The following is a 14,147-nucleotide window of genomic DNA, read 5'->3' as shown; positions in this document are numbered from 1 at the left end:
CAAATCCCCGACTGCTCAAGGGTAGCCGGGGATCTATGAAAGCGGAACTGAGCCGTATTGAAGCAGTGATTAAACAATACTGGTGATTAGAACAGCCAGCGGAGCATGGTGGAGGCTCCCAGCAGAACTTGCCATAAGCCAATGAATGCCAGTATCATGACTACAAATTGAGGCCAGTTTGTTGTTTGGGTACCTTTCAGCGGAGCGTGTCGTTTCATTGCGGCTTACCACTTTTTGTACGGTAGAAACTTGCCATTCATGATTACCTTGACGCGATCGCCCTTTGGATCTTCTTCTTTTTCAACATCAAGCGTGAAGTCGATCGCGCTCATGATGCCATCGCCAAATTTTTCATGCACGACTTCTTTGATTGGCATTCCGTAGACTTGCATAATTTCGTAGAAGCGGTAAATGAGCGGATCGGTTGGCACCACCGGACCTAAACCCTTGAGTGGGCAAGCCATCAGTTCAGAGGCGATATCTGGCCCTAGCCCCAGAGCGCTCACAATTTTGCTGGCTTCCTCCTCTGATGCGCTCGCCTGACGATAGAACACCGATGCAATCCATACCTCATCACGACCGACCAACTTTTCCAACTCGGCAAACGTTACGCCCGTTGCTTCTTTGGCTGCTAAAAGTTTCTGGGTGATCGACGGAATGTCTAATGCTGGCATAATAAGCTCCTTAAATTAACAGTAAACAGGATCTAAGGGACATGATTAATCAGGGGAGATTTCATCATCAGCTTGCCCCCTTGCATCAAGCCTTCACGGGTCTGCGAATCCGCGACTCTTCTACTGCACGAGTTTCCTGCGAGAGGTGTGCTTCCATCTCAGCCTTTAATTCGTGATAAGCGGGATGCTGATCAAGCGTTTCACGATGGCGGGGACGAGGAAACGGCACATCCAGAATCCTGGCAATGTTGGCCTCCGGGCCACGGGTCATCATTACAATCTTGTCGGAGAGCAGCAGCGCTTCTTCGATGCTGTGTGTGATCAGGATCACGGTTTTACGCTGTTGTTCCCAAATTCGCTCCACTTCATCCTGTAGAAAGCCGCGTGTTAAAGCATCCAATGCGCCAAATGGCTCATCCATCAGCAAAATTTGCGGATTGGTGGCTAAGGCGCGAGCAATGCCGACCCGCTGTTTCATGCCGCCGGATAGTTCGTGGGGGTGCTTCCGTTCGGCTCCTTGTAGCCCTACTAGTTCAATGTACTCCTGCGCGATCGCCTTTTGTCTCGATACTGCCAGTTTGGGGTTAACCGTTTCAATGGCAAAACGAATGTTTTCCAATACGGTCATCCACGGCATCAGAGCATAGTTTTGGAAGACAACCCCACGGTCGGAACCGGGGCCTGCGATCGGTAGTCCAGCAATGGTAACCGCACCCGTAGTGGGTTGAGACAGTCCGGCAATAATATTGAGCAGGGTTGACTTACCGCAACCGGAAGGCCCAATGATCGACACGAAGGTATTGGGTTCAATATCCAGATTAATCTGATCCAGGGCAATGTAATCAATGGAGGCTCGATGCGTTATCCGACTAAACCAGTCTCGCTTGCCGGGAAATACCTTAGAAACATTGTGGATCGATAGATGAGCACTGGAGGTCATGGCTGCTGCTTCGGAGAAGACGGTGTGCGGAGGAGTGATCATAATCGTTGTCCAAATGCGACCCAGTGTTGCAACAAACCAAAGACCCGATCGAGCAGCAACCCTACAATGCCAATCACAATAATGGCTGTAATGATGCTGGTGATTTTGAGGTTGTTCCACTCGTTCCAGACAAAGTAGCCAATTCCGGCACCGCCCACTAAAATTTCAGCCGCTACAATGACCAGCCAGGCAATGCCGATGCTAATTCGTAATCCCGATACGATGTAAGGAGCAGCGGCGGGAAGAATGACTTTAGTTAAGGTGCGCCAACGAGAGGCACCCAGTGTTCGTGCAACATCAAGATAGGATTGATCTACATTGCTAACGCCAAACTTAGTGTTAATTAAGGTCGGCCAGATGCTGGTAATGGCAATGACGAACAGGGCTGTACTTTCCGAGTTTTTGAGCAGACCCAAACCCAATGGTAGCCATGCCAGGGGAGATACGGGTTTTAGGATTTGAATGAACGGATCGACGGCTCTGGACGCGACATCTGATAGCCCGATCAGGATGCCCAGGGGAATGGCGATCGCTGCTCCAATGGTAAAACCAATGAGTACCCGTCGTAGGCTGGTTAGTAACAGCAGCCCGATTCCCTTATCGTTGGGGCCATAATCAAAGAACGGATCGGATACCCAAAACCAGAAGTCCTTGAAGGTTTCACTGGCCGAGGGCATTAATGGTGAAAATAATTCGAGCCTTGCGCCCGTTTCCCAAAACACCAGTGTCACAATCAGGATGGCTAGAAATAGCAGAATCGCTTTTTGGTTGGTGGAGAGTGTGAATGGTTTTGGGCGAGAGAGTGCGGGTTGCAGGATGTGATTGGTCATACGGCATCGTCCTATAGGTTGTAGGTTTTGATTTGTTCGTCAACATACGCTTTAGGATTGGCCGGATCAAAGGTATCAAATTTTAGCGTTTCGACTCGTTCTGTTTCGGTGGGTGGGGTTTGTCCCAGTTCGGTCTGTAATTCGGCTGCAATGTCGGTTAAAAAGATATCCTGAGCGATCGCATCATAGTCGGCTTTATCATCGGTCATTAGATCCCACCGCACTAGTTGGGACGAGATCCACTTGGAGAAACTTTTCCAGGGATAGGGGTCAAATCCAATCCGGTCGGCAACTTCCTGGGTATTGCCTAAGCCATCATCAAAGGTGCCCGTCAATACGGCTTGCACCACTTCCAGCGGTTGGTTTAAGTACTGTCGTTCAATCAGTGCTTCTGCAATAGTTTGTCGATTTGCGGGATCGTTGGCGTAGCCTGCTGCGTCAACGATCGCCTTATTGACGGCTTTGAAGGTGTTGGGGTTGGTATCGATCCACTCCTGGCTGGCAGCAAAGGCGCAGCAAGGATGACCATCCCACAGGTCTTTGCTGAGGATATGGATGTATCCTACGCCTTCGTATACGGCTCGTTGATTGAATGGGTCGGGCATCAGCATTGCGTCGAGTTCGTCTGCTGTCATTTTGGCGACGCTATCGGGTGGTGGTACGGGGAAGATTTGTACGTCTCGATCGGGGTCAAGTCCGCCTGTTGCCAGGTAATAGCGAATTAGCAGGTTATGCATCGAGAAGGGGAACGGCACGCCAATCTTGAAGCCTTTGAAGTCTTCTGGCCCTCTAACGGTGTCTTTGTGTTTCAGGGCAACGGTGATGGCTTGACCGTTGATGTTTTCAATGCTGGCTAGTTTGACGGGAAACGAGGCTGAACCGAGTCCCAGGGTGATGGCGATCGGCATGGGAGAGAGCATATGATAAGCGTCGAGTTCTCCGGCGATCGCTGAATCTCTGACGGCGGCCCAGTTTGGCATCTTGATCACGGATACATCTAACCCATATTTTTCGTAGAACCCCAGCGGTTCTGACATCACAATGGGCGTGGCGCAGGTGATTGGAATGAAGCCGATTTTTAGCTCGGTTTTCTCCAGGTTGGTTGGTGTGTCTGCACTGGGAGCGGCGGCGGTGGGGGATGAGTCATTGGCGGAGTTGGCGCAGCTCGCCATTGCAATGAGTGCGCCAGCGACGGCTACTTTTTTAAGGAAATCACGGCGGCTGAAGTCACCATTGCGAATAGTGTTGCCAAAAAACTCGGTTGCGTGAACACCAAAGGCGGCGGCTAATGCCTGGTCTAAGCCTCCTGCTTCTTTGATCAGTTCTCGGCACAGGCGTTCACGTTCGGGGTTGCCGCCACTAATTTGATGCAGCAGGAGGGCTTCTCTTAGCTCAACTTGAGTCATGGTATGAGCTAAGTCCAGGGCTTGTGGTTTGTAGATCCCCATTTTGATCAGATCGGAAACCATGTCGGTTGGAGACTGGGGCATACTTTCCAGAAATTCCCAGTGGTCTTGGGGGAAGTGGTTTCCACCACAGGGGCAGCGGGCGATATCAGGCTGAGTTGATAATGGTCTTACTGACATAGGACAAACTCACATGAACGGGTAAGACAATGGGCTGGCTGGTTGCGATCGCACGGCTGAAATGCTTGTGTGTAAGGTATCAAGGCTTTTTGGAAATAGCATTGGAGCTTTTTTGGCAGAAGTAGGACTTTCTTTCGATGTAGGATGAATCAGTCTCATCGCTACATGGCACAGATACAAGCTGCATTGGCATGGCTGAAAGCTTGATATACCTGTACGGTGGGCATTGCTGATCGGCGTTCAGCTATGGGTTGGAGGTTGTTGGAGAGTAGCCATCCTCTGGTTGAGGAAAGACTGGAGTGATGATTGGTTTCTGTTTTGAACTTTACTGCTGGAAATTCGAGCATCGGGGGATGCCCCCAAACCCCCTGACTGGGGGACGGCCCGCTTCCCCCAGACCCCCTCCGAAGGAGTTAATGGTGAGTCTGGGGAAGTCGCTTCGCATCGGCTTCGGTTCGGGCGTTTATTGGGGCGATCGAGGAATTTCTGTCTACGGCAGGCCAGAAAAGGGGGCGATCGCAGTGGTGCAGAAAAAAGCTAACCTGCTTGCGCGTTGATGGAACGGGAGTCAATTGAGTTACGCCAGACGTGTGGGGAAGTGCTGTGAAGTTGACGGAATAAACGAATGAAGTAGCTTACGTCGGCATACCCTACGGCTTCAGCAATTGTTCCAATGGATTGAGTGGTGTCCATGAGTAAGGTTCTGGCTTGTGCCATGCGCCGTTCAATGATCCAGCGTTTAACGGTTCGGCCTGTCTGGCTTTGTACTAAGCTGGTTAAATACGCTGGAGAATAGCCAACGGCTTGCGCTACATCGCTGAGGCTAATAGTCTGGTTGTAATGAGCTTCGATAAATTCAAAGACTGGCATCAGTTTGGGACAGTCGGGAAAGATTGTAGAGCTAGAGGCAGCAGAACTATCCTCTGATAAGTCTGAGTCGGGCTGCTGTTCCTCGGAATAGGCGCGTTTTAAGACTTCTTGCCGCTCTAAACGGATGGCGATCGCTGACAAGAACTGTTCAACGGTGCAGGGTTTGATTAAATAATCATCTGCGCCCAATTGCATTCCCTGCCGCAGATCGGCCATTGTTACCTTTGCGGTTAGAAAAATCAGTGGAATAGCGGCAGTGGCTGAGTTCTGTCGTAGGGTTGTCAAAACACGATGACCGTCTAAATCGGGCATCATTACGTCGCAAACAATCAAATCGGGTAAGTGAGTCTGTGCCAGCTTAATGCCAACTGACCCATTTTCTGCCCCTAACGCACAGAAGCCCTCGAAGGTTAAGCACCTCAAGAAAATATCTCTGGTTTGGGTTTCGTCCTCAATGACTAAAACTTTTTTCATCAGAGTTGAGGAGTTTCGCTATGTTTTTTATTAATCGTTTTACGCTAAGGTTTATGTGTAATGCACTACAGTATTGATCGGGCTGGTCGATCGCGCTACTCTGAATCCGTTTGCTGGCAACGGATTCGCTGCTTAAGTCATAGTTCAATTACCCTTTCAATCAGGTCAGTTTGACCATGCAGCACTATTACCGACTGTCTTCCAGGTCATCTCATCTGCGGGCGACGAGCAAGCAACCATTTTTGACCAACCAGACGTTCAATTCAACGTTAGTTTCGGTCAACATCATTCTCAAAGATCTGTTGTTGGAAACTCAAACTGTTCCAGTTCAGACGACCTATCGACAAATGGCCACCTTTTTTCGGCAGCATCCTCAGGCAACGGGTGTTTTGGTTGATCGCGAGCTTGGCTCGACTCATGCGGTGGGGTTAGTGTCACGACGGCAGTTTTTACAGTGGCGATGCGATCGCCAACAGTGGCGTGCTGCACTCGACCAACCCCTGCCAGCGGTAGAGGCATGGTGGCACACTGTCTTGGACTATTTGATCATTGATCATCAATTGCCTCTCAAAGATGTCATTTCGCTTATCCTGGATCGGCCTGACTTTGATTTACAGGAGCCTATTGTTATCCACCTGCCAGATGGAATTGGGCTGACCAGCACCACCAGGCTGTTTGCCGTCTACAGCCGCCTGGTGCGTTTAGAGCAAACGACCCTGGCTCATGCGGATCTGGAAAGCCTGCGACGTCAGCATCAGCTTATCCTGAACGCGATCGGGGAAGGCGTTTATGGTGTGGATTTACAGGGAAACGCGACGTTTGTAAATCCAGCAGCGGCACATATGATCGGTTGGGATGGACAAGAACTGATTGGTCAGTCTATGCATGACATTCTGCATCATTCCCGCTCTGATAAAACGTTATACCCTAAAGAGGCTTGCCCTATTTATGCGGCTTTTCATGACGGTATTATTCATCGTGTAGCCAATGAAGTCTTTTGGCGCAAAGATGGCACCAGCTTTCCAGTAGAGTATATTAGTACGCCCATGCGTGATGAGCAAGGAGAGCTAATTGGTGCGGTTGTTGCCTTTCGGGATATCACAAAACGCAAATGGGCAGAGGCAGTCTTACATCAAGCCAATGAAGATTTAGAGCAAAAGGTACGAGAACGCACAGTAGAACTGCGTCAATTAAACGACCAATTGAAGGAGCTGAGCGAGTTGCGATCGCGCATGGTATCAATGGTGTGTCACGAATTTCGCAATCCGTTGAACAATATTTTGCTCTCCGTGTCGTCCGTTGAACGCTATGACAGTCATCTCACCTCTGAGCAGAAGGAAAGCTACCTCTACGGTATCAAAGCCAACGTTGAGCGCATGACTCAAATGATTGACGATATCCTGATGATCAGTAAGGTAGAAGCTAAACGTATTGATATTCAGCCCGACACCATTGATCTGGTTCAGTTTTGTCGTAGTCTCATCTTGGAACATCAACCCAATGTCAATTCAGTTCAGATTAAGTTTGTCAGCCGCAACAAATCACTGATGCTCAAAGCCGACGAAACATTGCTGCGATCGATTCTAGCGAACATCCTGTCTAATTCCATTCGTTACTCTCCCAACGGGGGAGAAGTTCAATTCAGGCTATCCCGTCAAAAGCAGCAGATCGTATTTCAAATCAAAGACCGTGGAATTGGCATTGCCCCAGAAGATGAACCCTATTTGTTCGAACCATTCCATCGCGGTAGAAACGTGAGCAACATTCCAGGAACCGGGCTGGGACTCAGCATTGTCAAAGAGTTTGTAGATCTATTGCAGGGTAAAATTCAGGTCGATAGTGAACTGGGATCTGGTACTACTTTCACCGTGACCATTCCGCCTCATCTTAAGTGATAACAGTTTCTATAGCCCTACGCAGTTACGTTAGGACATTCTTTGAAGGCAGCATCGACACAACCTCGAAAGCTATCAAACTCATCCCACCGTTGCCGCATCCAATTCTTCAACACAAACCACCAAGTGGCAGTATCCAGCAAAGTTCATGGGCGCAAAGATGCTGCTCTCCCGCAGTGCGGCTGATCCAACTGATTCATTCTAGTGCGTTTAGCGGATTTAAGCGCATAGAACGTTGCCGAATCTCGCAGTAAGCGTAAGGATAATCGTCTCGATTATCAATGCCTGCATCGACATAGACAATCTGATGGGGCAACTTGTGCGTTAACCGTTCTTGAAACTCCTGACGCTTCAGTTCATCTCGTTCCCGGTAGCCGTATGTCTTTTTCGACTGAATCCAATCTTACCCAATGCCCGACTGATATCCTGCTGCGTCACATGCTCACCCCACAAACTTGCCACTCTAACTTGAGTTTTACCTCCATGAGTTTTGGCAAATTCACCAAAGCGACTTCAATCGGTAATCTTACAGCCATTTTCATTTGCATTCACCACACACCAAGCCCTACACCTCACCCCCATCCTGGCGAGACTATGGCTGACTCGATTGAGAACTGCTGTATGTCGATTCCCTTGCTGATACCCACGGATAGCTCGTCAATTTCCCGTTTCTTCTTCCTGCTTCAACCACAGGTCTGACGTATTGCGACCGATATTCAATATCCGACAAACTTCAATGCTTATATCAGTGCCCCTAATGCACTCAGTGTTGCTTTTTGAGCGTTCGTTAACCCCGTTGCCCCTCGAATGTTCATGCCTTCATACAGCCGATCGGCCATGAGTGTGCTGAGACACTCCCCCGTTTGGGCATTCCATAGCTTAATCGTTTGATCGTGACTCCCACTGACCAAGAATGGCTCTGTGCTTGGTGACACGTTTCTGGCTGGGTAGGATACCGAAGACGTTGGAGGGATAAAAATTAGCGTTGAGATCCAGCGGGTATGCCCGTGTAAAACCTGAATACATTCGCCTGTTTTGAGATTCCACAATCGAATGGTGCGATCGCCCCCACTGGCTAGCGTACGACCATCGGGACTGATCGCCAGACTCCAGACCCCTCCCGTATGCTCCGGCAAAATCTGTAAACATTCTCCAGATTGCAGGCTCCAAACGCGAATGGTACGGTCAAAACTGCCGCTCACCAGTCGCTCACCATCGGGATGAAACGCCAGCGTGTAAATTCCTCCGGTATGCCCGCGCAAAACCTGTAAACACGCTCCGTGCAGATCCCAAAGGCGAACGGTGTGGTCAAAACTGCCGCTGGCTAACCGCGTACCTTTGGCGTTGAAAGCGATCGCCCAAATTCCACTCTCATGACCCCGCAAAACCTGCAAGCACTGATGTGTTTGGGTATCCCATAGTCTCACGGTACGATCAAAACTACCACTTGCCAGGATGTCTCCGCCTGGACTAAAAAGCACGGTTTTGACCGACTCAGCATGACCAGAATTCCATTGCTGGCAGTGACCTGTTTGCACATTCCATAGAGCAATTAAAGGGCTATCCTGTCTATTGCTAGCCACTGTTTGACCGTTAGGATGAAAGCTTACCGAGGAAAGCCAACTGGTTGCCTGAGAAAAGCTTCGAGTCGGGCGAGGCGATGATAGAGGCTGGTCAGGCTGTATCTGCCACAGGTGAATCATTTCATCCTGACTCCCGCTGGCAAGCAGGTGTACATCTCCTACTGAGGTTGTGACGCAAACTGGACTGAGGCTCAGAGAGCGAATGCCACTGCTATAACCGCGCCATGTTTTAAGGTTCTGTCCATGCAGATCCCATAGCCGCACTGCCTGATCGCGACTGACACTGACAAGCCGTTGACCCACAATGGCGATCGCAAAAATATCATTGCCTTGACTATTCAGCACATTGATACACTGTTCTTCTTGAACCACCCAAAGGCGCAGCGTGCCATCGTCACTGCCACTTGCCAAAATGGTACCATCGGGGCTAAACGCAAGACTCCAAACCCAGTTGGTGTGTCCACGCAGTACCTTGATACTACACAGGGATGTTTGGGGTTCTAATGGACTGGCTGTAGCATCAGGCAGGTCATTCCACAGTCGAATGGAATGGTCGTGGCTGCTGCTAGCAAGCTGCTGACCATCTGGACTGTAGCGTACGCAACGAACGCTCTCCGTATGTCCCTCTAATAGTCCCAGGCAGTTGCCGTTGCTCACCTGCCAAATCCGAATGAAGGTATCTTTACTGCCGCTGGCCAATGTTTGATTATCGGGTGAGAAATGAACCGAATAAACGTTTTCTTGATGCCCTTCTAGAATATGAAGACACTGCCCTTGTCGATTCCAGATCCGCACCGTTTGATCATCACTGCCACTCGCCAATTGCTGCCCGTCAGGGCTAAAGGTCACGCACCAAACGCAGCCGATATGTCCCGTCAAGATCTGTAAGCAATGACCGCTTTTTACATCCCATAACCGGACGGTCGCATCGCCACCACTGCTGGCTAACGTAGTACCATCGGGGCTAAACGCCACTGACCACACCCAACCCGTATGTCCCATGAAGGTGGTCAGCAGTTGAGTGGTTTCCATGTGCCAGAGATACACCAATCCACTGGCATCACCCACTGCAACCATTTGTCCATCGGGGCTGATATCGATAGAAATGCCGTTCCCAAGGGTTTCTGAAAAGATGGATGTTGCTAAATCAGCATTTTTAAAGTTGACCCCTACCAGACTAACCTGCCGTAGATCCGCCTGCTGCACCACAAGTTCAGAAAAGTCAGCACCGCGCAAATCGACTTTGAATTGAACCAAAAGATTGATCAAATTCCCTGCTGCATAGCCAGATTGTTGGCGCTGCTCTGCGAGTAGCTGTCTGGCTCTCTCCTCAACTTCTGCTACATTTCTGTAAGCTGATAACAGCCACTCCATCACAGGCTGCATGATCAACCGCAATTGTATCTCTCGGATATAGTCTTTTGCCTGCACTCGCAAGAGTGAATGACTTTGTAAAATGTCCAACTGCTGAGTGACAAATTCGGTGCAAACTTGTTGAATCAATCGTTCCGTGACATATTCCATGACCACGGGCTGTAAGAAAAATAAGCTACCTGTTTTTTCAACTAGCGATCGCCGAAGGAGCGAATTGACTTGTTGGAGAACGCTTTGCTGAGCCGCTAACCCAATCACATTTTGACGCATCTCGGCGATCGCCACTGGCTCTCGGTAAATGGCAAACCAGTAGAGAATTTTCTGTTCTTCTGTGGATAGGCGGTTGAACTGACGCGCCAGTAAATCGCGAATATCTTCAAAAACAACCGTTCCTTGATCAAGATAGCCTATGACCTCGCTAATGCTACCGTTGAACAAATCCTGCGTGGCAGATGCCACCAACTTCAGCGCCAGAGGGTTGCCACCATAGTGATTAATCAGGGTTTGCCACTCGGTATCTGACCCGGTGAATGCTCCTTTTTGCCGAAAGATGGCGCGTCCGTCGTCGGGCGTGAGTCCGCTTAGGGCTAGCGATCGCACCACACTCTGTTCGCCATCCAATAGGGCAATTTCACGAGGTTTCTCACGGCTGGTCAGCAAGCAGCAGCTTTGGTGGGGCGTTTCTCCTAGCATTCTTAAAAATTGCCCATAGGCTTCATACCCCGGTTGCCATTGACCGACCTGTTCGCTGTGCAAAATGGTTTCGGCGTTATCCAGTATCAATAGAGATCGCTGTGATCGCAAATACTGCATCACTTTAGAAAGCTTTTCATTCAAGCTTGCAGGAATGATCGGATCGTCGCCTTGCAGCGGCATCAGAAACTTCAGCAGGCTAAACAGCAGGTCATCTAATGAGGGCGCATTGGCAAGCGATCGCCACACCACCACCTCAAACTCGGACTGCATTTGCAGAGCCGCTTTGACAGCGATCGTGCTTTTGCCAATTCCCCCAATGCCGAGCAGCCCAACTACACGACAACGTTCCACCACAATCCACTGCCACAGTTGCGCCAACTCGATTTCACGACCGTAAAACACGGCAGCATCCACTGCGTTATCCCAGTCCTGCTGTGGATTGGCTCGTTGCCTCGATGACACTTCCTCTGACGCGATCGGAGGAACATAATCGGTCTTTGTTAGTTCCAGTTCAAATGATTGGAAGAGAATTTCTAACGACTGGCGATCGACCCCCAATTCTCGCTTCAGAATTCGGGCAAGGGTATTCAGCGATAGCCCAGTGCGTCCATTCAGGTCTTCCTGCGTAAACCGTTTCCCCCAGTTTTCCGCCGACTCTATCTGTTGCTTTGCGGCTTGAAACCGTTGCCATCCATGAGGTGACAGAACAACTCCTCTCACCCGTGCAGATGAGCCTCCACGCCGCCTGGCTTTTTTGGCATTAGCATTCATACTCCAGCCAGCAAAGGAAAGGAATTAATCTTCCGAACGGAGGGCAATGACAACAAGAGAATATCAGGCTTCAGAAATCTAGTATTGATCTTAAGGTGGTTCTGCTCCAAGATCTATCTTTGGACATAAGATCTGCCTGAGTATGCAACAGTTGCAGGATGGCGTAATCCTCTCCTATTAACCTGGCAGCCATTGTTCTTAGGGCAAACCGTGTTTGGACTCCGCTCAGCACTCACTCCCGTGTGGGGTGAGCGGAGTCGAACCCCAATCCCTTATGCCAAATCTTTTATTGCCGGGTCAATAACTCCTGAGGCAACCAGTTGAGATCCTGAAAACACTCTCCATTGAGCGATGCGTCTGTATGGTGAATTCCTCGACTTGAGTTTCAATCACTCAAGTCGAGGAAAAGCTCCGTCAACCCTGAAGCCCAATTCTTGCGCTGTTTTATCAAAATCTTGCGGTGTATCTTGTTAGTGTCGCAGCAGGGTTAAGCCAGAGACATTAAGAAACTAAAGAAAAGTCTTTACAAACCGGGGAGACTTGCTTAGGATATTTCTAAAGAATTTCCTTTAGAAATATGGTATCCACTTCAGTCCAACCTCAATCGCTTGTCCGCGCCGCAACCCTGGCAGAACTACAGGAAAAAGGGCAGTTACTCGTGCGGTTGAGCCAGCAACCTGTTGCATTGTTCTACAGCAACGATCGCGTCTATGCGATCGACAACCGTTGTCCGCACATGGGTTTTCCCCTACACGGTAGCGTGTGCAAGGATGGGATTGTCACCTGTCCCTGGCACTATGCCCGGTTTGACCTGGCAAGCGGCGGCACGTTCGATTCCTGGGCAGATGATGTGCGATCGTTTCCTGTCCAAATTCAAGATGGAGAAATTTGGGTAGATGTTGCACCTCTGAGCAATCTTAAAGTTCATCAGCAGCAACGATTACAGGATGGACTGGAACAAGGGATTTCGCTGGTCATTGCAAAATCGGTAATTGCATTACTGGATCTGAAAGTTGCCCCAACGGCACCTTTTCAAGTCGGACTATCCTTTGGCACTCGCTATAACAAAACTGGATGGGATACGGGGCTAACCATGCTCACCTGCATGATGAATCTACTGCCGTATATGAATGAAAGCGATTACCCCCGTGCCCTCTATCAAGGACTTTCTGCCGTTGCTCGTGACAGTGCAGCAGCACCTCCGCATTTTCGAGTTCATCCCCTGCCCACCACGAACCTGGATTTTTCTACTCTAAAAGCCTGGTTTCGTCAGTTTATTGAACAGCGCGATCGCGAGGCGGCTGAACGGTGTTTAGTAACCGCGATAGAACTTGGAATCAGCCGGACTCAGATCGCCGAGATATTATTTGCAGCCGCCACCGATCACCGTTATTTGGATGTGGGTCATGTGCTGGATTTTATCAACAAAGCATTGGAAGCTTTGGATGCGACTGGCTGGCAGGAAGCTGAATCGGTACTGGCAAGTTTGGTCACAGGACTAGCCAATGCAACTCGTATGGAAGAAGCAAGTTCATGGCGGTATCCAGTAGATTTGGTCGCAATTCTAGACGGTGCGTTTGAGCAATTGCCTGCTGCGCTGGAGGCTGGAAAATCTTATCAAGGGCAATGGGTTCAACCCCCGGAACTCCTTTCAGTATTGTTGGGAGAGGATGCTCAGGCGATCGCCGATAGTTTATTAGAGGCGTTGCGATCGGGCTGTACAGAGGAACAGTTAGCCCAAACCGTCACCTATGCGGCGGCCCTGCGCGTTGCCCGATTCCACACGAATAACGATCATGGAGATTGGAACAGTGCCCATCACCCTTTTACCTTTGCCAATGCTGTTCAGCAAGGGATTCGTCGAGTTCCAACCGTTGAACTACTTCGGGGTGTATTCGATGCAGCCATGAGCGTTCATTTGAACCGATTCCTCAACGTGCCACCTGCTCGCTTACCAGATGCTAAAGATACCGTTGCCAATCCTGAAGCTTTACTGGAAAAATTACCTGACCTGCTCGATCGCCAGCAACAGGTGAATGAAACCGGACGGCTGGTCGCGCAATATCTTTACAGTGGTGGCAACCCCAGGGCTTTAATGGCAATGCTGGCAAAACTCATGCTGCGCGAGAATCGAGATTTTCACGTCATTCAATCGATGGACGCTGCATTCCGCTTGTATTCCCAACTTGCCGATCCGAGCGAAGGAGTACCTGTACTGGTGGCAGCGGCACGATATTTGGCGGCTCATGCGCCGACAATGCGATCGCAAGAGCAAACTTACCAGATGGCCTATCGGCTCCATCGGGGCGATCGACTCTTTGAAGATACAGAATCAGAAGCCAACCCTGGCTGAATGGCAGTGAAATAAGTGCGTTTATTCCGGGCTTCGACTACGCTCAGCCCTCACCAACG

Annotated in this window: 10 protein-coding genes and 1 pseudogene; 3 read left to right on the top strand and 8 right to left on the bottom strand. The window is 49.9% G+C overall.

Annotated elements, in window-relative coordinates; all coding sequences use genetic code 11:
- Positions 1–86 precede the first annotated feature (86 nt).
- The 5 genes from IQ268_RS32930 to IQ268_RS15900 all read right to left on the bottom strand — a co-directional run bounded on the left by IQ268_RS32930 (position 87) and on the right by IQ268_RS15900 (position 4,072).
- Positions 87–218 carry a hypothetical protein gene (locus IQ268_RS32930; RefSeq protein ID WP_255527205.1) on the bottom strand — a complete coding sequence of 44 codons (132 nt, stop codon included), beginning with the start codon at positions 216–218 and terminating at the stop codon, positions 87–89.
- Between the two features lie 6 nt (positions 219–224).
- The gene (gene cynS, locus IQ268_RS15915) at positions 225–674 is read right to left on the bottom strand and encodes a cyanase (RefSeq protein ID WP_193880873.1); all 450 of its coding nucleotides are present in this window, start codon (positions 672–674) and stop codon (positions 225–227) included.
- An 85-nt stretch (positions 675–759) separates the two neighbouring features.
- Complete coding sequence (locus IQ268_RS15910) at positions 760–1,656, bottom strand: ABC transporter ATP-binding protein (protein WP_193880870.1); 897 nt, start codon at positions 1,654–1,656, stop codon at positions 760–762.
- On the bottom strand, positions 1,653–2,486 hold the full coding sequence (gene ntrB, locus IQ268_RS15905) for a nitrate ABC transporter permease (RefSeq protein ID WP_193880867.1): 834 nt from the start codon (positions 2,484–2,486) through the stop codon (positions 1,653–1,655). The genes IQ268_RS15910 and ntrB overlap by 4 nt, the downstream gene beginning before the upstream one ends.
- A gap of 11 nt (positions 2,487–2,497) precedes the next feature.
- On the bottom strand, positions 2,498–4,072 hold the full coding sequence (locus IQ268_RS15900; RefSeq protein WP_193880863.1) for an ABC transporter substrate-binding protein: 1,575 nt from the start codon (positions 4,070–4,072) through the stop codon (positions 2,498–2,500).
- A 353-nt stretch (positions 4,073–4,425) separates the two neighbouring features.
- Between IQ268_RS15900 and IQ268_RS15895 the strand changes: the two genes are divergently transcribed.
- Positions 4,426–4,629, top strand: coding sequence for a hypothetical protein (locus IQ268_RS15895; RefSeq protein WP_193880860.1), 204 nt, complete (start codon positions 4,426–4,428; stop codon positions 4,627–4,629).
- Here IQ268_RS15895 and IQ268_RS15890 read toward each other — a convergent pair.
- Entirely contained in the window at positions 4,610–5,416 is an 807-nt protein-coding gene (locus IQ268_RS15890) for a response regulator (RefSeq protein WP_193880857.1), read from the bottom strand. The genes IQ268_RS15895 and IQ268_RS15890 overlap by 20 nt on opposite strands.
- Before the next feature lie 176 nt (positions 5,417–5,592).
- Between IQ268_RS15890 and IQ268_RS15885 the strand changes: the two genes are divergently transcribed.
- Complete coding sequence (locus tag IQ268_RS15885; RefSeq protein ID WP_228035420.1) at positions 5,593–7,311, top strand: ATP-binding protein; 1,719 nt, start codon at positions 5,593–5,595, stop codon at positions 7,309–7,311.
- 17 nt (positions 7,312–7,328) lie between these two features.
- Here IQ268_RS15885 and IQ268_RS32300 read toward each other — a convergent pair.
- Positions 7,329–8,049, bottom strand: a pseudogene (locus IQ268_RS32300) (hypothetical protein); the annotation flags it as partial.
- A 2-nt stretch (positions 8,050–8,051) separates the two neighbouring features.
- Positions 8,052–11,735 (bottom strand): NB-ARC domain-containing protein, encoded by a 3,684-nt coding sequence (locus IQ268_RS15880; RefSeq protein WP_193880854.1) that lies wholly within the window; start codon positions 11,733–11,735, stop codon positions 8,052–8,054.
- A 577-nt stretch (positions 11,736–12,312) separates the two neighbouring features.
- Here IQ268_RS15880 and IQ268_RS15875 point away from each other — a divergent pair.
- Entirely contained in the window at positions 12,313–14,088 is a 1,776-nt protein-coding gene (locus IQ268_RS15875) for a Rieske (2Fe-2S) protein (protein WP_193880851.1), read from the top strand.
- Positions 14,089–14,147: the final 59 nt, after the last annotated feature.

Origin of the sequence: Oculatella sp. LEGE 06141 (assembly GCF_015207605.1) — a bacterium.
Classification (GTDB): domain Bacteria; phylum Cyanobacteriota; class Cyanobacteriia; order Elainellales; family Elainellaceae; genus Oculatella.
Note: the sequence above shows the minus strand (reverse complement) of the source record. Positions and strands in the feature narration are given on the sequence as shown.

What these genes read in the sequence shown, in the direction of transcription:
- IQ268_RS32930 (WP_255527205.1), bottom strand. Translation starts at nt 218, where the DNA reads ATGAAACGACACGCTCCGCTGAAAGGTACCCAAACAACAAACTGGCCT.
- cynS (WP_193880873.1), bottom strand. Translation starts at nt 674, where the DNA reads ATGCCAGCATTAGACATTCCGTCGATCACCCAGAAACTTTTAGCAGCC.
- IQ268_RS15910 (WP_193880870.1), bottom strand. Translation starts at nt 1,656, where the DNA reads ATGATCACTCCTCCGCACACCGTCTTCTCCGAAGCAGCAGCCATGACC.
- ntrB (WP_193880867.1), bottom strand. Translation starts at nt 2,486, where the DNA reads ATGACCAATCACATCCTGCAACCCGCACTCTCTCGCCCAAAACCATTC.
- IQ268_RS15900 (WP_193880863.1), bottom strand. Translation starts at nt 4,072, where the DNA reads ATGTCAGTAAGACCATTATCAACTCAGCCTGATATCGCCCGCTGCCCC.
- IQ268_RS15895 (WP_193880860.1), top strand. Translation starts at nt 4,426, where the DNA reads ATGCCCCCAAACCCCCTGACTGGGGGACGGCCCGCTTCCCCCAGACCC.
- IQ268_RS15890 (WP_193880857.1), bottom strand. Translation starts at nt 5,416, where the DNA reads ATGAAAAAAGTTTTAGTCATTGAGGACGAAACCCAAACCAGAGATATT.
- IQ268_RS15885 (WP_228035420.1), top strand. Translation starts at nt 5,593, where the DNA reads ATGCAGCACTATTACCGACTGTCTTCCAGGTCATCTCATCTGCGGGCG.
- IQ268_RS15880 (WP_193880854.1), bottom strand. Translation starts at nt 11,735, where the DNA reads ATGAATGCTAATGCCAAAAAAGCCAGGCGGCGTGGAGGCTCATCTGCA.
- IQ268_RS15875 (WP_193880851.1), top strand. Translation starts at nt 12,313, where the DNA reads ATGGTATCCACTTCAGTCCAACCTCAATCGCTTGTCCGCGCCGCAACC.